Genomic DNA, 23177 nt, shown 5'->3' on the forward strand with positions numbered 1-23177 from the left:
CGGTTTGGGCTGATGTAACGGGGAAACCCGCCCTCCCAGTCGATCGCGCCCCTCGCGCCGCCGGACAGCTTTCGTGGCCAGCTCAGACGAAGTCATTCCCGGCGATCAGCCCAACCCCATGCTCGGCATCGGGCTCAAGATCGCGTCGGTCGGCATCTTCCTCGTCATGTCGAGCCTCTTGAAGGCCGCAGACGACGTTCCGCCGGGCCAGCTCGTCTTCTTCCGCTCGCTCTTTGCGATCCTGCCGATCATCGTCTTTCTCGTCTATCGGCGCGAGCTGATGGCGGGGCTCAAGACCGCGCGGCCGATGGGCCATCTCTGGCGCGGGCTTATCGGGGTCTGCGGAATGGGCTGCGGGTTCTATGCGCTCACCCGCCTGCCGCTGCCCGAGGCCGTGGCGATCAACTATGCCATGCCGCTCCTCATCGTGGTGTTCAGCGCCATCTTCCTTGGGGAGGTCGTCCGGCTCTATCGCTGGAGCGCGGTGCTGATCGGGCTCATCGGCGTTGCCATCATCATCTGGCCGCGCCTCAGCATTTTTTCGGGCGGCATAACCGACGCCAGCGGAGCCACCGCCGGCGCCATCGCGGCCCTTGGCGGTGCGCTCTTCGGGGCCATCGCCATGCTGCTCGTACGCAATCTGGTGCATACCGAGCGCTCGGCGACGATCGTCCTTTATTTCTCGGTGACGTGCACGGCCATCTCGCTTGCGACCATTCCCTTCGGCTGGGTCTGGCCGACCCCGCAGCAGGCGGCGCTCCTGATCGGCGCAGGGATCGCCGGGGGCATCGCACAGGTGCTGCTCACCGAATGCTACCGCTATGCCGACATGTCGGTCATCGCGCCCTTCGAATACACCTCGATGCTGCTCTCGATCGGCATCGGCTATCTCTTCTTTGGGGAAGTGCCGACCATCCAGATGCTCGTCGGTGGTGTCATCGTGGTCGCAGCGGGCATCTTCATCATCCTGCGCGAGCACCAGCTGGGTCTCGAGCGGGGCAGGGCGCGCCGGGTCACCACGCCCCAGGGCTGAGGCGCCCTCAGCCCTTCTTGATGAAGCTGTCGAGCACCTTCTTGCGCCCGGCCTTCTCGAATTCGATCGTCAGCTTGTTGCCTTCGATCGCCACCACAGCCCCATAGCCGAATTTGAGGTGGAACACGCGCTCGCCCATGCCATAGGCGGAGCCCGAGCCGATATCGACCGAGCGTGCGACGAGCTCTCCGTCGATGGTGAGAGGCCCGGGGCCGCGGCGGTTCGCCTGCTGGGCGCGTGCGCGCTGCCAGCCGGGCGTCTCGTAGACGCTGTCGAACGGGTCGGATTTGTCGAACCGGCTCGCGCCCCGCCCGCCATAGCCATACCCGCCATAGGCAGAGCCCGTATCCTTGACCTCGACCACATCGGCGGGCAATTCGTCGAGGAAGCGTGACGGGATCGCCGATTGCCAGAGCCCGTGAATGCGCCGGTTCTGCGCCGCGGAGATCCGCACGCGCTTGCGGCCGCGCGTGATGCCGACATAGGCGAGGCGCCGCTCTTCCTCGAGCCCCGCCCGGCCGCTCTCGTCCATCGAGCGCTGGCTGGGGAAGGTGCCGTCCTCCCAGCCGGTGAGGAAAACGGTGTCGAACTCCAGCCCCTTGGCCCCGTGCAGCGTCATGATGGTGACGGCATCCTTGGCCTCGGGGCTGTCGCGGTCCATCACCAGCGCGATGTGTTCGAGGAAGCCGCCAAGCGTGTCGAACTCCTCCATCGAACGGCTGAGTTCCTTGAGGTTTTCCTTGCGGCCCTCCGACTCCAGCGACTTGTCGGCGCTCAGCATGTCGATATAGCCGCTTTCTTCGAGGATCTTCTCGACCAGTTCGAAAGGCGGCAGGTTCTGGGCATGGAAGGCCCAGTCGTCGAACTGGGACACGAGGCTCCTCAGCGTCGTACGCTGCTTGGGCTTCAGCTCCTCGGTCTCGACCAGCATGCGGATTGCCGAGAGCAGGGGCACCCTGGCCGCACGGGCGGCGCCGTGCAGCAGCTGCACCGTCGAATCTCCGAGGCCGCGCTTGGGCGTGTTGATGATCCGGTCGAGGGCGAGATCGTCCGCCGGCTGTGCCACCACGCGCAGATAGGCGATGGCGTCGCGGATTTCCTTGCGTTCATAGAAGCGCGGCCCCCCGACGACCCGGTAATTGACGCCCAGCGTTATGAAGCGCTCTTCGAACTCGCGCATCTGGAACGAGGCGCGCACCAGGATCGCCATCGAGTTGAGGCTTTCCCCGGCGCGATGGAACTGCTCGATCTCCTCGCCGACCGTGCGCGCTTCCTCCTCGGAATCCCAGACTTGGGTCACCGAGACGGGCTCGCCCTTCTCCCCCACATCGGTCTGCAGCGTCTTGCCCAGCCGGCCTTCGTTGAAGGCGATCAGGTTCGAGGCGGCCTTCAGGATATTGGAGGTCGAGCGGTAATTGCGCTCGAGCTTGATGACCTTTGCGCCCGGAAAATCCTTCTCGAACCGCAGGATGTTGTCCACCTCGGCGCCGCGCCAGCCATAGATGGACTGGTCGTCGTCGCCCACGACACAGATATTGGCCTCGTTCGCGGCTCTCCCCTGAGCCAGCAGCTGCAGCCAGAGATATTGGGCCGTGTTGCTGTCCTGGTACTCGTCCACCAGCATGTATTTGAACTTGCGGTGATATTCCGCCAGCACGTCGGGGTTTTCCCGGAACAGGCGGATGCACTCGAGCAGAAGGTCGCCGAAATCGGCGGCGTTGAGCGTCTTCAGCCGGGCCTGATAGTCGGCATAGAGCTTGGCGCCACGGCCACCAGCATAGCTGCCGCTGTCGGCAGGTGACACATCCTTGGGCAAGAGGCCCTTGTTCTTCCAGCCATCCATCATCGAGGCGAAGAGCTTGGCGGGCCAGCGCTTCTCGTCGATGCCCTCGGCACTGAGCAATTGCTTGATCAGCCGCACCTGATCGTCGGTATCGAGAATGGTAAAGGCGCTGGTCAGCCCCAGGAGCCCGGCATGCTGGCGCATGATGCGCGCGCCGATGGAATGGAACGTCCCCATCCACGGCATCGCCTCGAGACGGGGCACGAGTTTTTCGATGCGCTCCTTCATCTCCCGCGCCGCCTTGTTGGTGAAGGTCACCGAAAGGATCTGGGAGGGCCAGGCGCGATTGGTGTTGAGGATGTGCGCAATCCGCGTCGTCAGCACGCGCGTCTTGCCCGTGCCGGCCCCCGCGAGCACGAGCAGGGGGCCGTCCGTCGTCTCGACGGCGAGGCGCTGCTCGGCATTGAGCCCCGCCAGATAGTCCGGCGCCCGCCGGGCGAACTGGCCGGTGATCGAGCCGGCCTTGGGCCGCTCCATGGGTGTTGCGTCACCGGACATGGGGGATTGACGAATCTCTGTTTGTTCTCATCGCCCCTATATAGGCATCCCGCGCCGTCATGTATACGCGCGCCGCCGTCATCGCACTGTCACCGAACCGTCATCGCGGGTTCTTGCGGCGGGCCTATCGCATCCGCTGTCCATCCCGTTCGGATCACAGGGGCATTCCATGAATTCGAGGCATCTGCTCGCCGCCTTCGCGGCCGGCCTGCTCACCACCACGGCGCTGCCGGCGTTCGCGCAGCCCTATTTCAACCGCATCGCCAGCTTTCCGGTCGATCTCAACACGCCCGAGATCGGGGCCGATGTCGAAAACTCCTCGGAGATCATCGCGGCGACCGAAGACGGCATGATGCTCGTCTATTCCAATGCTCTCGTCGGAGGCATCGGGTTCGTCGACATCACCGACCCCGCCGATCCGCAGCCGGGCGGCTTCGTCATGCTCGAGGGTAGCCCGACCTCCGTCACCATCATCGGTGAAAAGGCGCTGGTAACGGTCGACACCACCGAGGATTTCACTGCGCCCACCGGCTATCTCGCCATCGTCGATCTGGAGAGCCGCGAAGTCGAGCTGGAGTGCGATCTCGGCGGCCAGCCCGATGCGGTGGCGCGCAATGCCGACGGCTCGCTGATCGCCATCTCGATGGAGAACCAGCGTGACGAGGACCTCAATGACGGCGTGATCCCGCAGTTGCCGGGCGGCAACGTCACCTTCTTTGACGTCGATGCCGGCGTCGTCGATTGCGACAGCATGCGGGTCACCGATCTCTCGGGCCTCGCCGAAATCGCCGGCGAGGATGCCGAGCCCGAATTCACCGATTTCAACGGCCGCGACGAGCTGGTGGTGACGCTCCAGGAGAACAATCACATCGTCGTCCTCGCCGGTCGCACCGGAGAGGTGATCAGCCATTTCAGCGCCGGCGCCGTCGACCTCGAGAACATCGACGCGACCGAGGATGGCCGTCTGAGCTTCACCGAAAGCCAGCCCGGCCGCCTGCGAGAGCCCGACGCGGTCAAGTGGATCGACGACGACCGCTTCGTCATCGCCAATGAGGGCGATTACGAGGGCGGCGCCCGTGGCTTCACCATCTTCCACAAGGACGGCACCATGCTCTACGAGAGCGGCCCGTCCATGGAATACATCGCCGCCCAGCTCGGGCACTACCCCGAGGCCCGTTCGGATGCCAAGGGCGTCGAGCCAGAGGGGATGGAAGTCGCGAGCTTTGGCGACGACACCTTCATCTTCGTCAATCAGGAGCGCGCTTCGCTCGTCGCGGTCTATCGCGATACCGGCGCGGAACCCGAATACGTCCAGTCGCTGCCCTCAGGCGTCGGCCCGGAAGGCGCCGTCGCGATCCCCTCGCGCAACCTGTTCGTTACGGCCAACGAGACTGATCTCTCCCCCGATGGCCTGGCCGACAGCCATGTCATGATCTTCGAGCTCGGCGCCGAGACGCCGGCCTATCCGCAGATCATGTCCGACCTCGATGCGGATGGTCGTCTCATTGGATGGGCCGCCCTGTCTGGCCTCGTTGCCGATCTCGAGACCCCGGGCCGGCTCTTCGCTGTCAATGACAGCTTCTTTTCGATGATGCCGACCATCTACACGATCGATGCGACGGCGACGCCCGCCCGCATCGTCGAGGCGACGCCGATCACCCGCGATGGCGCGACCGCCGAAGCCCTCGACATCGAAGGGATCGCTCATGACGGGCAGGGCGGCTTCTGGCTCGCCTCTGAGGGGCGCACCGACCGCGACATCCCCCATGCCCTGCTGCGCACCAATCGCGATGGCGAGATCATCGAGGAAATCGCATTCCCCGACGCGTTGCTCGCCCATGAAGTGCGCTTCGGCGCCGAGGGTGTCACAATGACCGGCGAGGGCGACGCCGCCATCGTCTGGATCGCCATCCAGCGCGAATGGGGCGATGATCCGGCCGGGCACGTCAAGCTCCTGGCCTATACCCCGGCGACCGGTGAATGGGGCGCGGTCCACTACCCGCTCGAAACCACGGCCGAGGGCGCGTGGAACGGTCTCTCGGAGATCACCGCCCATGGCGAGACGATCTATCTCGTCGAGCGCGACAACCAGATCGGCTCGCGTGCGGTCCTCAAGGCGCTCTACTCGGTCCCGCTCTCGCAGCTTGAGCCTGCGCCGCTCGGCGGCGGGCTTCCGGTCGTCACCAAGACGCTGGTGCGGGACTTCATGCCGGACCTCGAGGCGCTCAACGGCTATGTGCTCGACAAGGTCGAGGGCTTTGCCATCGATGCGGCAGGCGAGGGCTGGGTCGTCACCGACAATGACGGCGTCGACGATGCGAGCGGGGAGACCAATTTCTTCTCGATCGGCATGATGAACTGATCCGACCCTCATCGCCACTTCAGAGCGGAGGCCGGGCCCCAGCGGGTCCGGCCTTTCGCGTTTGATGCCCCATTCTTGCCGTGGAGCGCGGGCATTTGCAGGGTGACGCCACCGGGCGACTTCCCTAGACTCGCCCGCGCGCCCCGGAGACTCACCGCACAGTGCTCAATCGCCTCTTCATCGTCGTCGGCATGCTGGCCATCATCGCGCTGGCCGGCGCATTCGTGCTGCCGGGCTTCATCCAGTGGGGCGATTATCGCGAGCGCATGCAGACCATTGCCGCCGAAGTGTTCGGCGCCGAGGTCGAGATCGTCGGCGACATCTCATTTTCGCTCCTGCCCCAGCCGCAGCTGCATTTCCGCGACGTCGTGGTCGGTCCTTCCGAATCCCCCACCCTGATGGTCGCCAATGTCGAGGCGGAGTTCTCGCTGCTCGATTTCCTGCGCGACCAGTACCGGATCACCCGCCTCGTCCTCGAGCGGCCCGTGGTCGAGATGACGCTCGGCCGGGATGGACGGCTCGAAAGCGGCATCGACCTCGCCGAGGAGGTGACGAGCGCCAGCATTTCGGTTGCGAGCGCGGCCATCGTCGATGGCATGGTGCGCCTTACCGATCTGCGCTCGGACGAGACCTTTACCGCGGCCAATGTCGCGGGCGATCTCAGGCTCGACGCCGTGCGGGGCCCCTTCGCCTTCCAGGGCACCGCGCGCATCGCCGATCGCCCGCATACGGTCCGGCTCAGCGTCGCCGCCCTCGACAGTGCCGATCGCACGCAGCTCTCGGTCTTCGTCCAGCCCAATGATACGAGCTATTCGCTTTCCGCCGAAGGCCAACTCGCGGTCGGCACCGCGCCCGGCTTCACCGGCACGATGAGCTTCCGCCAGGCGCCCGATCGCAACGCGACCGCCGATGCGGGGCGCGGCAATCTCGTCCTCACGTCCGACGTCGACATCGATGCTTCGCGGGCCATCCTCAGCAGTTTCACGCTCCTGCCAGACGAAAACCGGGTCGGCAGCCGGCTGACCGGTTCGGCCGACATCCGCCTCGGCAGCCAGCGCCGCTTCGATGCGACGCTCTCGGCGGGCGTCTTCTCGCTGCCCCCGCGCGATATCATCGCCGAAGAGGGGCCTGCCCGCTACGAGCTTCTGCGGCTCCTTGCCGAGCTGCCAGCCCCGATCCTGCCGGACATGCCCGGCGTGGTCGATCTCGATGTCACCGAGCTTAACCTGCGCGCCTTTTCGCTCCGCAATGTCCGCCTCAGCGCAGCGGCGAGTGCCGGCGGCTGGACCATTCGCAACGCGACGGCGACGCTCCCGGGCAACACCACAATCCGCGCCAGCGGCGAGCTCGCCGAAAATGCCGCGCGTCCTGCGTTCTCCGGCCTCGTTCGGCTCGATACGCGCCGGCTCGATGCGCTCGCCCAGCTCTGGCGCCGCCCCGCCGAAGCCAATCCGCTCTTCAACATGCCCGCCTCGCTCGAAGCGGGTCTCACCCTCGCGGGCGACCGGCTCAGCCTTGAAGACGGGCGCTTCGTCATGGATGGCGCCGCCCATTTCGTCTCCGCAGAACTCGATATCGGCGCCCAGCCGCGCATTTCGGTCATCGCCGAGCTCGCCGCGCTCGATGCCCGCCACAGCGCTGCGCTGGCCGCCCTGCTGCCCGATCCGCTGCAGGATCGCAGTTTCACCCAGAGCTTTCCGCGCGGCCATGTCGTCGTCACCGCGGAAGCCGCCACCATCATGGGCCTTGAGGGCAGGGGGCTTGCCGCCGACGGCGCATGGGAAGGCGGGGTGCTTGAATTCGACAGGCTCGCCGCCGAGGAGATCGGCGGGGCAAGCCTCGACGTCGAATTCACCGCCTTCGGTTCGCTGGCCCGTCCCGAGCTCTCGGGCAGTGGCCGCATCGGGGTATCCGATCCGGCAGCCCCGGCCCTCGCCATGGCGCTCGATGCGCTGGGCACGCCCCCTGCATTGCGCAGTGCGCTCGCACGCCTGGCGCCTGCCGCCCTCGAAATCACCCTCGATGCGCCCTCGGGCGATGGAAGCCAGGCGATCGAGATCGACGGCACGCTCGGCGTCGCCGAATTCGGCCTCGAAGGTCAGCTCGGGGGCGGCGTCGCGCAACTCCTCGCCTCGCCCCTCTCGCTCGAGATCGCCATGTCCGCAACCGATGCGGATGGCCTCGCGCGCCAGCTCGGGCTCGGGCAAACGAGCCTCCTCACACCCGGCGACGCGGTGCGGCTCTCCGCCGTTCTCGATGGCCCGGTCAATGGCCGGCTCCGCTCGCGCCTCCTGATGGAAGGGGGCGGGGACAGCATCGCCTTCGCCGGCGATCTCAACCTTGCCGATCCCGCCACCCCGCGCGGCAATGGCGTCGTCCGACTTTCGCTCGCCGATCCTGGGCCGCTGCTCGATCTCGCCGGGGGGGGCGCCATCCACCTGCCGGGTCTCATCGGAACGGCGGGGCTCGAATTCACCGGCGCCGATCGCATCGCCCTCGATGGCATCGATGGCCGCGCGGGCGAAAGCCGCATCGAAGGCACGGTCGGGCTTCGGCGCGACACGGCAGGCGCCGCAATCGACGGGCGCCTCAGGATCGATCGCATGCCCCTCGAAGGCCTGCTCGCTGCCCTTGCCGGGCCCGCGGCGCTGGTGCAGTCCGAGGGCCTCTGGCCCGATGGCCCGCTCGACATGACCCCCGAGGGTCGGGCCGCATCGGGCCGTATTCGCGTCGATGTCGCTGCCATGATCGCGGGCGAGGATGCGCTTTTCTCCGATGCCGGGTTCGATCTCGCCTGGGACGCGCAGGAGACGCGCCTGCGCGGGCTCTCCGCCAGCCTCGGCGGCGGTACCCTCGGTCTTGATGCGAGCCTCTGCTGCGCGGGGCCTCTTGTCGACAAGCGCCTCTCGGGCCGGCTTTCCCTCGACGGGGTGGATCTCGATGCCCTGCTGCCGCCCGTGCCCCGCTCGGTGCTGGAAGGCACGCTGACCGGCGTCGCGCAGTTCGAAAGCACGGGCGCGAGCCCCGCTGCGCTCCTCGCCGCCATGACCGGCGAGGGCAGCTACACCGTCACCGACCTCGCCATCGCCGAGCTCGCGCCTGCCACCTTCGCCCGCGTCGCGAGCCTCGAGAACATCCTCGAGCTCGAGGCCGACGCGCTTGGCGAGATCGTCGCGCGCGAGCTCGAGCGCGGCATCCTCCGGGCGCCGGAGGTTGCGGGCAGCTTCACCCTCGCCGGCGGTGTGCTCCGTAGTCCCAACCTCGCCATCGAGGATGAGGATGCCCGCCTCTTCGGCAGCTCGAGCGTGGCGCTCGTCGATCTCGCGCTGTCGGGCGGCTACACGCTCACCCCGCGCGGACCGGTCGATGCCGATGGGCTGATCTCCGAAACCACCGCCCGCGTCACTGCCAACCTCTCGGGCACGCTCCTCGATCCGGTGCGCACGCTGGACCTCGGCCCCATGGTGGATGCCATTCAGGTGCGCGCCTTCGAACTCGAAGTCGATCGCCTCGAGCAGCTGCGCGCCGAGGACGAGGCGCGATCGGCGGCCGCCGCAGCCGAACGCCAGCGGATCGAGGCCGAGCGCGCCACAAGGGAAGCGGAGGCGGAAGCTGCGCGCGAGGCCGAGGAGGCCGCCGCTGCGGCCGCCGCAGCCGCCGCCGAACGCGCCCGCCAGGACGCCGAAGCCCGGCGCGCTGCCGATGCGGAGGCCACCCGCCGAGCCGCGGAGGAAGATGCCGCCCGCCGCCGCGCGCTCGAAGAGCAGATCATCAATCGCCCGCTGACGCTCGACCTGCTGCAGCCACAGCCGCGCTGAGGCTAGCGGGCGTCCGCCCGATCGCGATACCAGCCGAGCGCCGCCACCCGCACCGCCGAGGAAAGGTTGGCGGCGGGACGGGCTTCGTCGATCTCGCGGATGAGGGTGGTGATCGGCACGCCGCGCGCTTCGGCCATGGCCTCGAGCGCAGCCCAGAATTCGGGTTCGAGCGCGAGGCTCGTGCGGTGCCCGGCTATGCTGAGCGAGCGCTTCTGCACCGCGGCCTCGTGCCTTGGAGAAGCCTCAGGGCTTCTTGCGGAACCGGTCGAGGCTCACGACCTTGTCGGCCCCTTCGCCCGAAGCCGGCTCGCCCTCGGGGGCTTCGGCAACCGGCTTTACGCCGGCGTCCGTTGCAGACGCGTCGGCGGGCGCCTCCTCGACCTGCGTACCGCCGCTCCGCTCCACGTCAAACTGCAGCCCGAACTGCACCGAGGGGTCGAAAAAGCCCTTGATCGCCGAAAACGGGATGGTGAGGAGTTCGGGATTGCCGTCGAAGGAAAGGCCCACCTCGAACGCGGTCTCGGTGACCTTGAGGTCCCAGTACTGGTTCTGCAGCACGATGGTCATTTCCTTGTCGTACTGCTCGAGAAGCCTTTGGGACATGCGCACGCCCGGCGCGCGCGTCACGAAGGAGATGAAGAAATGGTGCTCGCCGGGAAGGCCGGTCTTCACCACTTCCGACAGCACCTTGCGGACGACGCCTCGCAGCGCTTCCTGTGCCAGAATGTCGTAGCGGATGAGATCTTCGGCCATAATCGTCCTTCTGGGCGCCGGAAACGGGCGCGTTCGATGCGTGTGGGCACGGGCGCTGCGCCTTGGGGCGCAGAATCCGCTTGGCCCTAATGAGCCCCAGCGGCGGGGACAATTCAAGCGCATAAAAGGCAATGGATGCAGAAGAAGTGCAGGCTTCTGTTGCCAGGTGCCTGCGAACCCCGCCTTCTACCTGCTACAGCAGAAGGGCTTCAATTCGAGGTGTCGGACCGCTTACGCAGCCAGACGGGCCTCAGCATAGTTGTCATTGGCAACTATAAAAATGGTCCGATATCGGCGGTACCATGCCGAGCGAAAACACACCCTTTACGCCCTCGTCGATCCTGTTTCGCCCCCGCGCGCCCGTCCAGGAACGGGGAGAGTGGTGGAGGCGCCGGGTACTGCCCCCGGGTCCGATGGGTTTATTGCGATGGCCATTTATCGCCATAGCCGTTGCCGGCACGCCCAATATAGGCAAGCCCTCGCGCCCATGCAATTGCAGGCGCGCCGATGGGCTCAGAAAACCGGAGCGGGCCGTTCCTGGATCGGGCGGGGGCGCGGCGCAACGCGGCTCGGCGCGGGTGCCGATTGCGCGGCCGGTGCCGCCGGAGCCGCGGCGGGAGCAGCGAGCGGTGCGGGTTCAGGCTCGGGCTCGGGCTCAGGCTCAGGCGCTGGCGCCTCGGGCAGGGCCGATGGTGCCGGGCTCGCATCGCCTGCGGGCGCGCAGCTTTCGGCCACCGCGGCATAGGCGTCCTCATAGCCCTCGGGCGGAAACTGGGCGAGGAGGCCCTCGCTGTCCGCCGTCCGCAGCGACAGCCGGCGGACATCGCCCGGCGCTTCGTTCGCCCAGCCAACCGCTTCGGTGAAAACCGCGTGCAGGGTCTCGGCCGCCGGACCGGCCAGCACGTTCTCGCTCGCCGTCACCAGTTGCGAGGCGACCCGGTTCGAATAGACCCGGAAACCCGAAACGAACCGCGCCGCATCGACGACGAACCGAACTTCTCCGGTCACGTCGCAATCGATGACGAGCGACTGGATCATCGGCGCCGTCTCCGAGACGCCGTTGCGCGCGGCGGCCTCCCGCGTGCCGTCGCGCCGGTCGCTGACGGTCCATCGCGGCGCCGGCGCCGCCTGCGCGTTCGCCGCCCCGATCGGCATGCCCGCCACGCTCGGCGTTGCCGGAAGCGCGGGCGCAGGGGGCGGTGGCGTCGGCGCGGGGGTCGGTGTCGGCCGGGGCGGGGCAGGTTCGCTCACCACCGGCGGGGGCGCCGCCGCGATGGCGGGGATCGCCGGCAATTCAGGCTCGGGCTCGCTTTCTGCCTCCGCCGGCGTGCCGCTCGCCATGTCGGCGGCCCCGATCAGCCCCATCAATTCCCGCTGCAGCATTTCAAGCGCGGCGAGGCCCGGGGCGACGAAGCCGCCATCGGCCGCGGGTTCCGGCGTTTCCGCCATGGCGGGGGGCGTCGGCGTCGCCGGGGCCGGAGCCGTCGGGGGCGTCGGTGCCGAGGGCAGGGCAGGCGGCACCGGGCTGGCCGCAACCCCGATCGGGGGCATCACATTGCCCTGCGGCAGCGCCGGGAGCCGGTCGCGATCGGGTGCAACCGGCGCAGCGAGCGCGGGGAGGGCCGCCGGGCCGGCGCTGAGTTCGGCCAAAAGCGCGGGGCGCGGCGTCCGCGGGCGGGTCGCGGCAATCTGCGGGTCCTCGATCGACCAGCTCTTTTCTTCGGGCACATAGGCCGCATCGGGCAGGAGGCCCGCGGTCTCAGCCTCGGTCATGATGGCGGCATAATCCTGCCAGCCGGCCACCATTTCGAGCCCGAGATCCTCGGATGCCAGCTGCAGCCTCGTATAGGCGGCCATCGCCTGGTCGAGCGCGGGATTGGCGCGCACGCGTGCCGCCACCCCCTGCACCATGGCGATGTTGCGCCGCGTCAGCATGATGATGCCTTCGCCCATGGCGACGTCCAGCGTGGCAACCGGCGCCAGCGCCAGTGCGGCGAGCGTGTGGGCGTTGTCGATGAAGGTCTCGGCGATCGCCTGCAGTTCGGCGTCGGCGGCCAGTTCGTCTCCGACGAGCGGGGCGAGCAGCGCCGCCGCCTCACGCTGGTGGCCGGCGATCTGCCGTCCGAGCGCCATATTGTCCTGCTGCAGTTGCGCCAGCCGCGTGAACACGTCGCCGATGCGCATCGCGTCCTGCGCCATTGCGGGCGCAAGCAGCGCTGCGATCACCGCGGTGCTTGCGAGCAGCCTCAGCATTGGGCGGTAGACGTCCATGCAGTCCCCTCGTGCCGCAGGCTCCCCACCGGCCGCGGCCCGCATTGCTTGCGCACAATTGTTGTTAGCGTCAATAGCGAGGGACCACGTGCAGATGCGAATCGCCTACTAACAAAGACATGCAGCCCTATCTTCAGCTTCTCGCAGACGTTCTCGAAAACGGCGCCGACCGCGCCGACCGCACCGGCACCGGCACGCGCTCGCTCTTCGGGCGCCAGATCCGGTTCGATCTGTCGGCCGGCTTTCCGCTCGTCACCACCAAGAAGCTGCATCTGCGCTCCATCATCTACGAATTGCTGTGGTTCCTGCGCGGGGACACCAATATCGGCTGGCTGCAGCAGAACGGCGTCCGGATCTGGGACGAGTGGGCCGATGAAAACGGTGATCTGGGGCCGGTTTATGGCAGCCAGTGGCGCAGCTGGCCTGCGCCCGACGGCCGGAAGATCGATCAGATCGCCAATCTGGTCGAGGCCATCCGCACGCGGCCCGATTCCCGCCGGCACATCGTTACGGCGTGGAACCCGGCCGAGGTCGACGAGATGGCCCTGCCGCCCTGCCATTGCCTTTTCCAGTTCTACGTCGCCAATGGCCGGCTCTCCTGCCAGCTCTACCAGCGCTCGGCAGACCTCTTCCTCGGCGTTCCCTTCAACATCGCCTCCTATGCGCTCCTCACCCACATGATGGCGGAGGTGACCGGGCTCGAGGCCGGCGAGTTCATCCACACCTTCGGGGACGTGCACCTTTACGCCAATCATTTCGAGCAGGCGCGCGAGCAGCTTTCGCGCATCCCGCGCCCCCTGCCGCGGCTCGAAATCCTCAACCGGCGCCAGAACCTCGACGCATTCGTCTTCGAGGATTTCGCCATCGTCGGCTACGATCCCCACCCGCACATCAAGGCCGAGGTTTCGGTGTGAAGGCGCCCTCGCTCCCGGTCGCGATGATCGCGGCCGTCGCGCGCAATGGCGTCATCGGGGCCGACAACGCCATGCCCTGGCACCTGCCGACCGATTTCGCCTTTTTCAAGCGCCAGACGCTGGGCAAGCCGCTCATCATGGGCCGGCGCACCTTCGAGAGCATCGGCAAGCCGCTGCCCGGCCGCACCAACATCGTGGTCACCCGTCAGCCCGGCTATCACCCCGATGGCGTCATTGTGATCTCGGGGCTCGCCGAAGCACTCGGCCATGCGGAGGCCATAGCGCTTGCCGATGGCGCCGAGGAGATCATGATCGGGGGCGGCGCCACGCTCTACGAAGCCTTCATGCCCGTTGCGCAAAGGCTTTATATCACCCATGTCGATCTCGAGCCTGAGGGCGACACCCGCTTCCCCGAGATCGATCCGGCATTGTGGGAGGCGGTGGCTGAGCTCGACGCAGTGCCTACCGAGCGCGACAGTGCGTCGTTTCGCATCACCCAATACGCACGCCGGGGCGGCCCTAAACGTTGATAGCGGGGGGCTGGTTCCCTATATAGGCCACAAGAACTCTAAGCGGTGAAAGGTGGCAGATGCCTTGGGATAACAATACGGGCGGAGGCGGTGGTCGCAGCAATGGCGGCGGACCGTGGGGACAGGCCCCTGGCGGGGGTGGTCCACGACGGAGCGGAGGCAGTGGGGGTGGCAACACGCCCAACCTCGAAGACATTCTCAATCGCGGGCGGGATCGCTTTCAGGGCGGCATCCCGGGCGGCGTTCCCGGCGGGCGCTGGGCGATCATCGGCGGCATAGCGGCCGTGCTCGTCTTCTGGGGCGCGAACGCGATCTACACGGTGGCTCCCCAGGAAGTGGGCGTCGAGATGCGGTTCGGCGTACCCAAGCCCGAACTGGCCATGCCGGGGCTCCATTTCCACCTCTGGCCGCTGGAAACCGTCGAAAAGGTCACCATCACCGAGAACCAGACCACGATCGGCACCATCCAGCAGGGCAATCGCAGCGGCACCGATGAGGGGCTGATGCTGTCGGGCGACCAGAACATCGTCGACATGCGCTTTGCGGTCCTCTGGTCGGTTTCGCAGCCGGCCGAATACCTCTTCAACGTCCGCGATCCCGAGGACATGGTGCGCAGCGCCGGCGAAAGCGCGATGCGTGAAGTGGTTGGCCGCCGCCCGGCCCAGGACATCTTCCGCGACGACCGCGCGGGCATCGCCCTCGAGGTCCAGCAGATCACCCAGAACATTCTCGAAAACTACAATCTGGGCGTCCGCGTCAGCCAGATCGCTATCGAGAACGTGGCGCCTCCGATCGACGTGGCCGATGCCTTCGACGAAGTGCAGCGCGCCGAGCAGGACGAGGACCGCTTCCAGGAAGAGGCCCGCTCCTACGCCAACACGCTGCTCGGCGAGGCCCGAGGCGAAGCCGCGCAGATGCGCGAAGACGCCGCGGCCTATCGTAACCGGGTCGTCCAGGAAGCCGAAGGTGAGGCCTCGCGCTTCCTCTCGGTCTACGAGGAATACGCCCGTGCCCCCGAAGTCACCCGTCGTCGTCTCTTCCTCGAGACGATGGAGCAGGTGCTCGGCGGCTCCGAGAAGGTGATCGTCGAGAGCGGCGCAGGCGGCTCGGGCGTCGTGCCCTATCTGCCGCTGCCCGAATTGCGTGCACGCCAGAACGCCACCGTTCCCGCCTCAAACAGCGGCATGTGAGGATAAGCCATGAACAACAGACTTATCATTTTGGCCGCAGTCGTCGTCGGTGCGCTCTATGTGTTCTTCTCGTCGATCTTCGTGGTCAACGAGCGTGAGCAGGCGATCGTGCTGCGTTTCGGCGCCATCGAGGCCGTCCACACCGAGCCCGGGCTCTACTTCAAGGTCCCGACCGACATCGTGGATACCGTCCAGATCATCGAGGACCGGCTCCTGCGCTACGACATCGCGAACATGACGCTGCAGGTTTCGGGCGGCAAGTTCTACGAAGTCGACGCCTTCCTCACCTATCGCATCACCAATCCGCGGCTCTTCCGCGAGAGGGCCCAGGGCCAGCTCGTCGTTGCCGAGCAGCGTATCGGTACCCGCTTCGATGCGGCGCTGCGCCAGGTCTACGGCGTGCGTGAATTCGATGCGGCGCTCTCCGAAGAGCGTGGCGAGATGATGCGCGAAGCCCGCGACCTGATCCGTCCGGACATGGCCGAGCTCGGCATCGAGATCGTCGACGTCCGTATCCTGCGCACGGATCTCACCCAGCAGGTTTCGTCCCAGACCTTCGACCGCATGCGCGCCGAGCGTCTGGCCGAAGCCGCCCTGCTGCGTGCCCGTGGTCAGGAGCAGGCGCAGAGCCTGCGCGCCATCGCCGAGCGTCAGGCCGTCGAGATCGTTGCCGCCGCGCGGCGCGATTCCGAGATCCTGCGCGGTGAGGGTGAAGCCGAGCGCAGCGCCATCTTCGCTGCCGCCTACAACAACGACCCGGAATTCTTCGAGTTCTATCGCTCCATGCAGTCCTACCGCCTGGCGCTCGGGGCCCAGACCGGCACCACCATGGTGCTGACCCCGGATTCGGAATTCTTCCGGTATTTCGGCAGCGGCACGCAGGGTGGCATCGGTTCTCCCTCCGCCGGCATCCAGGCCGCGACCCCTGCGCCCCAGCCGCCCGCGACCGCCGAAGTTGCGCCCGATGTGGCCCCCGAGGCGGTGCCCGCACCGGCCCCGGCGCCCTGATCTCAGGGTCATCGCAAGACTAAAGCGAACCGGCGGAGCCCAGCTCCGCCGGTTTTTCGTTTCCGCGATCACGCCGCTTTGCACCCTCGTGAGCGCTCGCCTCTTGTGGGCGCTGCGCATTCAGCCTCATACTCTGGGTCGATCGGCGTGCGGGAGAGCGGGACATGGCGGCATTTGGGGCAGGGCGGCTCGTGGCGTCCTTGGCGCTGGCGCTCATGCTGGGGGCGGGCGTTGCGGTGCCCGCAAATGCGCAGGTACTGCGCACGCACGGGCCGGCCTCGGTCGCCGACCTTGCCCGCGAGCTTTCGCCGGCCGTCGTCAACATCGGCACCTCCCGCCGCGTCCGGGGCGGTCCCGGCGTGCCGTTCCCCGACCTTCCCGAGGGCTCCCCGCTCACCGAGCTCTTTGACCAGCTCAATCCCAATCGCGACCAGGGCCCCCGGTCCATGCGCGAGGCGCGCAGCCTCGGCTCGGGCTTTTTCGTCAGCGCGGACGGGCTCGTCATAACCAACAATCACGTCATCGACGGCGCCGAGGAGATCCAGGTCTTCCTCACCGACGGCTCGCGCCTTCCCGCCCGCCTCGTCGGCGCCGACGAGAAGACCGATCTCGCCGTCCTCAAGGTCGAGGTCGAGCGCGAATTTCCCTATGTGGAGTTCGGCGACAGCGAAACCGCCGAGGTCGGCGACTGGGTGATGGCCATCGGCAATCCCTTCGGCCTCGGTGGCTCGGTCACGCTCGGCATCGTCTCGGCGCGCAATCGCGACATCCAGTCCGGCCCCTATGACAATTTCATCCAGACCGATGCGGCCATCAACCAGGGCAATTCGGGCGGTCCGCTCTTTGACATGGACGGCAAGGTCGTCGGCATCAACACCGCGATCCTGGCGCGAGGCGGCTCCTCGCTTGGCATCGGCTTCGCCGTGCCCGTCAACCTTGCCCGCCCCGTCCTCGACCAGCTGACCGAGTTCGGCGAAACCCGCCGTGGCTGGCTCGGCGTCGGCATCCAGGAGGTGACCGAGGACATTGCGGCGAGCCTTGATCTGCCCAACACCTTCGGCGCTCTCGTCATCGACATCACCGCCAGCGGTCCGTCCGATGGCGTCATCCGTGAAGGCGACATCATCGTCGAATTCGACGGCAAGGCCATCCTGCGCATGCGCGACCTGCCGCGCGTCGTCGCCGAGACGGCGGTGGGCCGTGCCGTGTCGGTGCGGCTGCTGCGCGGGGGCGAGGAACAAATGGTCGACATCACGCTCGGCCGGCTCGAGCTCGGCGAGCAGATCATCGCCGCCGCGCGCGACGAAGGCGTGTTCCCCACGCCCGATGCCCCCGACGCGCCGATCGGCCCGGCGCCCGGCCTGCCCGAACTCATGGGCTTCGAGATCGCCCCGCTCGACGAGACGGCGCGCGACACCTATGCCATCGCACCCGATCTGCAGGGCGTCGTCATTACCGGCGTCGAGGAGGGCAGCGATGCCTTCGACAAGGGCTTCCTCGCCGGCATGGTCATTCTGGAGGTCAACCAGCACGAGGTCGGCACCGTCGCCGACGTCACCGGCCATGTCGGGGATGCCCGCGAGGCTGGGCGGCCCGCCGTGCTCTTCAAGGTCGCCGACCCGCTCGGCACCAGCCGGTTCGTTGCGGTGCGCCTCAACTAGCTAGCGGATGATCTCGTCTTCTTCATAGCCCTGCAGGTAGAGCAGGGCCGTGAGGTCCCCGTGGTCGATCCGCACCTGCGCCTGTGCCGCGACCGAAGGCTTGGCGTGCAGCGCCACCCCGAGCCCCGCGGCCCGGATCATGTCGAGATCGTTTGCGCCATCACCCACCGCCAGCGTCCTTGCCATGGGCAGGGTGCGTTCGATCGCGAGCGCCTCGAGGCGCCGCAACTTGGTGGTCTTGTCCACGATCGGCTGCGCGACCGTGCCGGTCAGCGTCTCGCCATCGAATTCGAGCACGTTCGCCACCGCCTCGTCGAACCCGATGCGTTTGGCGAAATAATCGGCAAAGAACGTGAAGCCCCCAGAGATCAGCGCAGTATAGGCGCCATAGGCCTTCATCGTCTGCACGAGGGCACGCCCGCCCGGCGCCAGCGTGATCTTCTCGCGCCGTACGGCCTCGATCACCCGGCGTTCCAGGCCGGTGAGCAGGCTCACCCGGGTGGCGAGGGCTTCGGCGAAATCGAGTTCGCCATTCATCGCCCGCTCGGTTATCGCGGCGACTTCGGCCTTCAGCCCCAGCGCATCGGCCAGCTCGTCGATGCACTCCTCGTTGATCATGGTGGAATCCATGTCGGCGATCAGCAGCCCCTTGCGCCGGTTCTCGCTATCGACCACTGCCGCATCGATCGGGGCCGAGCCGATGGCTTCCCGTGCGATGCTGAGCGCATCGGTTGACTTGGGGGCGATGATCTCGCAGGCAATGGTCCGATGGAGCCAGTTGATCTCGCCGCCGGTTTCGGCATGGATCGCGGCGATGAGTGCAGGCTCGAGCACGGGCTCGGCCGGATTGGCGATGAGGCAAAGTACGGACAATGGACGCGTTCCCCAAATGGCGTTGGCCGGCATGGTGGTGAGCGGGCGCCCGGCGCGGCGCGTCGTCCTGATAGCCGGTCCCACCGCCAGCGGCAAGTCAGCCCTGGCCCTCGAGATCGCGCGGGCCGATGGGGGGATCGTCGTCAACGCCGACGCCATGCAGGTCTATGGCGTGCTCGATCGCCTCACCGCCCGCCCGCGCCCCGAGGAGACCGGGGAGGTCCCCCATCTCCTATACGGCCATATTTCTCCTGCCATCCGCCATTCCACCGGCGCCTGGCTGCGCGAAGCCATAGCCATCCTCGAAGATCCCGCGCTCTCCGGCCGAACGCTGGTTTTCGTCGGCGGCACGGGGCTTTATTTCGAAGCGCTGACAAAGGGAATCGCCGAAATCCCCGATGTGCCCGAGCCCATCCGTGCCGCCATCGAGGCCGAGCTTGCCGGGCTCGACCGCGAGGGGCGCGAGGCGCTCCTGCTTGCCCGCGATCCGCTTATGGCAGGCCGCATCGAGGCCGCCGATCCCCAGCGCGTCGCCCGGGCGCTCGGCGTTCTGGCCGCCACCGGCCACTCGCTAACACGCTTCCAGGATGCCCCGCAGGCCGGTCCGCTGGCCGAGGGTGCGCTCGAGCGCATCGTCCTCGATCCGGATCGCGACGTGCTGCGCGCCCGGATCGCGAACCGCTTCGAGGCCATGCTCGACGCCGGCGCCATCGAAGAGGTGAGGGCGCTCCTTGCGCTCGATCTCGACCCGCGCCTGCCGGCGATGAAAGCGATCGGCGTGCCCGAGCTTGCCGCCGTCCTTGCGGGCACCATGACCCTGGCCGAAGCGACCGAGCGCGCCATCATCGCCACCCGCCAGTTCGCCAAGCGCCAGCGCACCTGGTTCCGCAACCGCATGGGCGACTGGCCGCGCCGGCCCGCCTGATCAGACCGGGTGCGCGCGCAGCAGCCCCAGCCGCTCGCGCATCGCAAAGCGGATGTTGAGGATCACCGCGACCAGCGCCAGCCCCGTTGCGAGCCCGAACCAGATGCCGAGCCCGCCGAGCCCCAGCGTGAACCCGCAGAGATAGCCCACCGGCAGTCCGACCGCCCAATAGCCGAGCAGCGCGATCAGCATCGGCGTGCGCGTGTCGCTGAGCCCCCTGAGCGCCGCCGCGGCACTCACCTGCGCCCCATCGACCAGCTGGAAGACCGCCGCGACCCCCAGAAAGCTCGCTGCGAGCGCAAGCGTCTCGACATTCCCGGGCTGCGCTGCGTCGAGGAAGAACCCAACGAACTGTTCGGGCAGCACAACGAACGCGATTGCCGTCATGCTCATGAAGCCCAGCGTCACCGCGAGCGCGGTCCAGCCCGCAAGCGCAATGCCGCGCCGGTGGCTCCGCCCATAGGCGACGCCCACGCGCACGGTCGTCGCATGGCTCAACCCGAGCGGCACCATGAAGGCGAGCGAAGCGCATTGCGAGGCGATGGCGTGCGCGGCGACCGCCTCGGTGCCGATCCAGCCCATCATCACTGCCGCGACCGAGAACATGCCGACTTCGGCCGCGAGCATCAGCCCGATCGGGGCGCCGATCCTGAAGATCTCGATGAAGCGCGGCCAGTCCGGCTTCCAGAAACGCACGAGGATGTGGTAGCGCCGCAGCCGCTTGTGGGTCAGCGCATAGGCCAGCATCAGCCCCATCATCACGATGTTGACGAGGGTCGTCGCGATGCCGGCGCCGGCGAGCTCGAGGCGCGGAAAGCCGAAATTGCCGAACATCAGCACATAGTTGAGCCCGGCATTCACGAGCACCCCGACAAGCGTGATGACGAGGATGATCCGCGTCACGTCATGGGCGGAGAGGAACGAGCGCAGCACCACGATGCCGAAGGCGGGAAAGAAGAGCCAGGCAGCGAAATTGACATAGACCTGGGCAAGCGCGGCCAGCTCCGCCTCCTGCCCGAGAAACAGCAGGATCGGCCCCACCTGCAGCAGCACCGGCACCATCAAGAGCCCGAGCAGGATCGAGGCCCAGAAGCCCTGCCGCACGGTGCGCCGCACGCTGCGGAATTCGCGTGCCCCGCGCGCCTGCGCCGCCATCGGCGCCACCGCGCTGACGATGCCGACGCCAAAGAGCTGGAACACGATGAGGAAGGAGGAGGCGAGGGTGCCCGCGGCAAGCTGCGTCGGGCCCAGCCACCCCATCATGATGACGTCGGTGGTGAAGAGCGCGTTCTGCGCGAGCTGCGCCACCACCAGCGGCCACCCCAGCCCCAGCAGCGCGCGCATCTCGCCCTGCCAGTCGCGCATGGGGGGCGGCGGGGCGATCCCCGCCTGGGTCGCCAGCTCAGGCGTGCTCATTGTTCGGCTCCGGTTACGGCCTTCTCGTAGCCATTCCTCTGGCAAAGGCAAGGCGACACTCTGTCACCAAAATGCAACAGGCTGGTAACCTTGATTAATGTGGTGCGGAACCTAATCCAAAAAGCCGCATTTCTCGATCAGCCAATGCGCGCAACCGCCTAAATCCGGAGAGAACTATGCATAAGCTTCTTATCATCATCGCCGCAGTCTTCGCTCTCGCAGCCTGCACCCCCACCCAGCAGAGTGCGGCCGTCGGCGGTGGCGTCGGTGCGGTCATCGGTGGCGTTGCCACCGGCAACGTAGCCGGCGCTGCGGTTGGCGCCGTGGTTGGCGCTGCTGCCGGTACGGTCGTCGCGACCGTCGCCAACAGCAATCGCTGCGTTTACTCGGACGGCCGTGGCGGCACCTACACCGACCGCTGCCCCGCTCGCTAAACGAACCTGACCGACTGACATCAGGTTTGCACCAGCCCGGTTCGATGTCCGCATCGAACCGGGTTTTTCTATGCCTTTTTTGAGGGAGTTGCCGATGACCGGCACTAAGGGGGCGCCCGATATGAAGCGCCTGAAGACGGCCATCGACGCGGTCGTCGAGGAGATCGCGAAAACCGACGCGCGGGGCACGCCATCCCAGGCCGTCCCGGCGCTTGCGGGCGCCGATACCGGCCAGTTCGGCATCGCCGTTCACACCTGCGAAGGCGAAACCGTCTCCGGCGCCGCCGCCGATACGCCCTTCACCATCCAGTCAATTTCCAAGGTCTTCTCGCTCACCCTCGCGCTCGAAGCGCATGGCGACGACGTCTGGACGCGCGTCGGCCGCGAGCCGAGCGGGGACCCGTTCAATTCCATCGTCGATCTGGAGCGCCATGAAGGCATTCCGCGCAACCCCTTCATCAATGCGGGCGCTCTCGTCGTCATCGACATGCTGCTGGGCAAGAATGCCGGCAAGGCTTCCCATGACAGCGTCCGCGCCTTCCTCGAGGCCCGGATCGGTGCCGACGCCATCGGCATCGACGATGACGTCGCCAATGAGGAGCAGTCCTCGGGCTTCGTGAACCGAGCCCTCGCCAACCTCGCCAAATCCTTCGACAATCTCGACAACGAGGTCGAGACCGTGATGAAGGCCTATGTCGAGCAGTGCGCGCTCACGCTCAGCTGCGAGGGGCTTGCCCGCGCCGGCGCCTATCTGATGAGCGACCGGGCCGACCAGCATTCGGATTCGGTCGCCGAAGCCCGCCGCGCCCGGCGCATCAACGCGCTGATGCTCACCTGTGGGCAATATGACGGGTCGGGCGAATTTGCCTATCGCGTCGGCCTGCCGGCCAAGAGCGGTGTCGGCGGGGGCATTCTCGCCATCGTCCCGAACGAGGCCGCAATCGCGGTCTGGTCGCCCGGTCTCGACGATAACGGCAATTCCCTCCTCGGCACGCGCGCGCTCGAACTCCTCGCCGAGAAGATGGACTGGTCGGTCTTCGGATCGATCGAGCGCCGCTAGCCGGTCTCTCCATCTTGGTGATGATGGTGGTGCGGGTGCTCGCCATGCCCATGCTCATGGGCTTCGTCCGCGGGAATCAGCACCACCTCGCCATGGCGCACCGAGCGTTCCGCGATCACGCTCTCGGCAAAGCGCTGCACCTCCGCCGTCGGCCCCTTCAGCACCGAGACCTCGAGGCAATTGTCGTGGTCGAGATGCACATGCATGCTCGACACGGTGAGGTCGTGGTGGTCGTGAAAGGCGCTCGTCAGCCGCCGCGCGAGATCCCTTGCGGCATGATCGTAGACATAGCTCAGAACCCCGACACAGCGGGCGCTGGCGCCTGCCTCGATATTGGCCTGCCGCAACCCGGCGCGCGCGAGATCGCGGATGGCTTCGGAGCGGTTCTGGTAGCCGCGGGCCGCCATCACCCGGTCGAGTTCGCCCATCAGTTCATCGTCCAGCGTCACGGTCACCCGATGCATGCCGATCTCCTCCCAACGGTATGATCTTTTCGTCTAGACATCATACCCGAGCCCTCCTAGTCTCCACTCAGCGGCGCTTCTCGCGCCGTCATCGCAGGGTGCAATGCGATATAGGGGCAGATCG

18 protein-coding genes and 1 other RNA gene are annotated in these 23177 nt (G+C 67.2%); 11 read left to right on the forward strand and 8 right to left on the reverse strand.

What is annotated here, in order from left to right; translation table 11 throughout:
• Nucleotides 1-118: 118 nt before the first annotated feature.
• A complete protein-coding gene (locus tag EMQ25_RS04090) occupies nt 119-1033 on the forward strand; it encodes a DMT family transporter (RefSeq protein ID WP_127187345.1) in 915 nt (304 codons plus the stop codon).
• A gap of 7 nt (nt 1034-1040) precedes the next feature.
• Here the strand turns inward: EMQ25_RS04090 and EMQ25_RS04095 are convergent, their stop codons facing one another.
• On the reverse strand, nt 1041-3374 hold the full coding sequence (locus tag EMQ25_RS04095) for an ATP-dependent helicase (protein ID WP_127187257.1): 2334 nt from the start codon (nt 3372-3374) through the stop codon (nt 1041-1043).
• 169 nt (nt 3375-3543) lie between these two features.
• Here EMQ25_RS04095 and EMQ25_RS04100 point away from each other — a divergent pair, with 169 nt between their 5' ends.
• Together EMQ25_RS04100 and EMQ25_RS04105 are read left to right on the forward strand one after the other, a co-directional pair.
• Nucleotides 3544-5736, forward strand: a complete 2193-nt coding sequence (locus tag EMQ25_RS04100) for an esterase-like activity of phytase family protein (protein WP_127187258.1) — start codon at nt 3544-3546, stop codon at nt 5734-5736.
• 161 nt (nt 5737-5897) lie between these two features.
• The gene (locus tag EMQ25_RS04105) at nt 5898-9554 is read left to right on the forward strand and encodes an AsmA family protein (RefSeq protein WP_127187259.1); all 3657 of its coding nucleotides are present in this window, start codon (nt 5898-5900) and stop codon (nt 9552-9554) included.
• 2 nt (nt 9555-9556) lie between these two features.
• Here the strand turns inward: EMQ25_RS04105 and EMQ25_RS04110 are convergent, their stop codons facing one another.
• From EMQ25_RS04110 to EMQ25_RS04125, 4 genes are all read right to left on the reverse strand, one after another.
• Nucleotides 9557-9772 carry a ribbon-helix-helix domain-containing protein gene (locus EMQ25_RS04110; RefSeq protein WP_127187260.1) on the reverse strand — a complete coding sequence of 72 codons (216 nt, stop codon included), beginning with the start codon at nt 9770-9772 and terminating at the stop codon, nt 9557-9559.
• 25 nt (nt 9773-9797) lie between these two features.
• Nucleotides 9798-10307, reverse strand: a complete 510-nt coding sequence (locus EMQ25_RS04115) for an SspB family protein (protein ID WP_127187261.1) — start codon at nt 10305-10307, stop codon at nt 9798-9800.
• Between the two features lie 145 nt (nt 10308-10452).
• Nucleotides 10453-10804: a transfer-messenger RNA gene (gene ssrA / locus EMQ25_RS04120) on the reverse strand.
• 16 nt (nt 10805-10820) lie between these two features.
• A complete protein-coding gene (locus EMQ25_RS04125; RefSeq protein ID WP_127187262.1) occupies nt 10821-12578 on the reverse strand; it encodes a hypothetical protein in 1758 nt (585 codons plus the stop codon).
• A gap of 119 nt (nt 12579-12697) precedes the next feature.
• Here EMQ25_RS04125 and EMQ25_RS04130 point away from each other — a divergent pair, with 119 nt between their 5' ends.
• The 5 genes from EMQ25_RS04130 to EMQ25_RS04150 all read left to right on the forward strand — a co-directional run bounded on the left by EMQ25_RS04130 (nt 12698) and on the right by EMQ25_RS04150 (nt 17881).
• Nucleotides 12698-13492, forward strand: a complete 795-nt coding sequence (locus tag EMQ25_RS04130; protein ID WP_127187263.1) for a thymidylate synthase — start codon at nt 12698-12700, stop codon at nt 13490-13492.
• Nucleotides 13489-14022, forward strand: coding sequence for a type 3 dihydrofolate reductase (folA, locus tag EMQ25_RS04135; RefSeq protein ID WP_244606461.1), 534 nt, complete (start codon nt 13489-13491; stop codon nt 14020-14022). The genes EMQ25_RS04130 and folA overlap by 4 nt, the downstream gene beginning before the upstream one ends.
• A 59-nt stretch (nt 14023-14081) precedes the next feature.
• Nucleotides 14082-15212 (forward strand): FtsH protease activity modulator HflK, encoded by a 1131-nt coding sequence (gene hflK / locus EMQ25_RS04140; protein WP_127187264.1) that lies wholly within the window; start codon nt 14082-14084, stop codon nt 15210-15212.
• A gap of 9 nt (nt 15213-15221) precedes the next feature.
• Nucleotides 15222-16220: a protease modulator HflC gene (gene hflC, locus EMQ25_RS04145; RefSeq protein WP_127187265.1), complete on the forward strand. Its 999-nt coding sequence runs from the start codon at nt 15222-15224 to the stop codon at nt 16218-16220.
• A gap of 164 nt (nt 16221-16384) precedes the next feature.
• Nucleotides 16385-17881, forward strand: a complete 1497-nt coding sequence (locus EMQ25_RS04150) for a Do family serine endopeptidase (RefSeq protein WP_127187266.1) — start codon at nt 16385-16387, stop codon at nt 17879-17881.
• On the opposite strand, the gene serB is transcribed toward EMQ25_RS04150, so the two are convergent.
• Nucleotides 17882-18754: a phosphoserine phosphatase SerB gene (gene serB, locus EMQ25_RS04155; protein WP_244606462.1), complete on the reverse strand. Its 873-nt coding sequence runs from the start codon at nt 18752-18754 to the stop codon at nt 17882-17884.
• Nucleotides 18755-18791: 37 nt separating this feature from the next.
• Here serB and miaA point away from each other — a divergent pair, with 37 nt between their 5' ends.
• Nucleotides 18792-19679: a tRNA (adenosine(37)-N6)-dimethylallyltransferase MiaA gene (miaA, locus tag EMQ25_RS04160; protein ID WP_425290224.1), complete on the forward strand. Its 888-nt coding sequence runs from the start codon at nt 18792-18794 to the stop codon at nt 19677-19679.
• Here miaA and EMQ25_RS04165 read toward each other — a convergent pair whose 3' ends face one another.
• Nucleotides 19680-21095, reverse strand: coding sequence for an MATE family efflux transporter (locus EMQ25_RS04165; RefSeq protein ID WP_244606464.1), 1416 nt, complete (start codon nt 21093-21095; stop codon nt 19680-19682).
• Between the two features lie 176 nt (nt 21096-21271).
• Here EMQ25_RS04165 and EMQ25_RS04170 point away from each other — a divergent pair, with 176 nt between their 5' ends.
• Nucleotides 21272-21529 carry a hypothetical protein gene (locus tag EMQ25_RS04170; RefSeq protein WP_127187268.1) on the forward strand — a complete coding sequence of 86 codons (258 nt, stop codon included), beginning with the start codon at nt 21272-21274 and terminating at the stop codon, nt 21527-21529.
• Nucleotides 21530-21623: 94 nt separating this feature from the next.
• Nucleotides 21624-22589 (forward strand): glutaminase, encoded by a 966-nt coding sequence (locus tag EMQ25_RS04175; protein WP_244606465.1) that lies wholly within the window; start codon nt 21624-21626, stop codon nt 22587-22589.
• On the opposite strand, the gene nikR is transcribed toward EMQ25_RS04175, so the two are convergent.
• Entirely contained in the window at nt 22586-23053 is a 468-nt protein-coding gene (gene nikR, locus EMQ25_RS04180; protein ID WP_127187269.1) for a nickel-responsive transcriptional regulator NikR, read from the reverse strand. The genes EMQ25_RS04175 and nikR overlap by 4 nt on opposite strands.
• Nucleotides 23054-23177 lie beyond the last annotated feature (124 nt).

The sequence above is a fragment of the Arsenicitalea aurantiaca genome, assembly GCF_003994485.1.
GTDB lineage: Bacteria > Pseudomonadota > Alphaproteobacteria > Rhizobiales > Devosiaceae > Arsenicitalea > Arsenicitalea aurantiaca.

What these genes read in the sequence shown, in the direction of transcription:
- hflC (WP_127187265.1), top strand. Translation starts at nt 15,222, where the DNA reads ATGAACAACAGACTTATCATTTTGGCCGCAGTCGTCGTCGGTGCGCTC.
- hflK (WP_127187264.1), top strand. Translation starts at nt 14,082, where the DNA reads ATGCCTTGGGATAACAATACGGGCGGAGGCGGTGGTCGCAGCAATGGC.
- EMQ25_RS04090 (WP_127187345.1), top strand. Translation starts at nt 119, where the DNA reads ATGCTCGGCATCGGGCTCAAGATCGCGTCGGTCGGCATCTTCCTCGTC.
- EMQ25_RS04150 (WP_127187266.1), top strand. Translation starts at nt 16,385, where the DNA reads ATGGCGGCATTTGGGGCAGGGCGGCTCGTGGCGTCCTTGGCGCTGGCG.
- EMQ25_RS04170 (WP_127187268.1), top strand. Translation starts at nt 21,272, where the DNA reads ATGCATAAGCTTCTTATCATCATCGCCGCAGTCTTCGCTCTCGCAGCC.
- nikR (WP_127187269.1), bottom strand. Translation starts at nt 23,053, where the DNA reads ATGCATCGGGTGACCGTGACGCTGGACGATGAACTGATGGGCGAACTC.
- EMQ25_RS04125 (WP_127187262.1), bottom strand. Translation starts at nt 12,578, where the DNA reads ATGGACGTCTACCGCCCAATGCTGAGGCTGCTCGCAAGCACCGCGGTG.
- EMQ25_RS04165 (WP_244606464.1), bottom strand. Translation starts at nt 21,095, where the DNA reads ATGAGCACGCCTGAGCTGGCGACCCAGGCGGGGATCGCCCCGCCGCCC.
- EMQ25_RS04115 (WP_127187261.1), bottom strand. Translation starts at nt 10,307, where the DNA reads ATGGCCGAAGATCTCATCCGCTACGACATTCTGGCACAGGAAGCGCTG.
- EMQ25_RS04095 (WP_127187257.1), bottom strand. Translation starts at nt 3,374, where the DNA reads ATGTCCGGTGACGCAACACCCATGGAGCGGCCCAAGGCCGGCTCGATC.
- EMQ25_RS04130 (WP_127187263.1), top strand. Translation starts at nt 12,698, where the DNA reads ATGCAGCCCTATCTTCAGCTTCTCGCAGACGTTCTCGAAAACGGCGCC.
- EMQ25_RS04100 (WP_127187258.1), top strand. Translation starts at nt 3,544, where the DNA reads ATGAATTCGAGGCATCTGCTCGCCGCCTTCGCGGCCGGCCTGCTCACC.
- EMQ25_RS04175 (WP_244606465.1), top strand. Translation starts at nt 21,624, where the DNA reads ATGACCGGCACTAAGGGGGCGCCCGATATGAAGCGCCTGAAGACGGCC.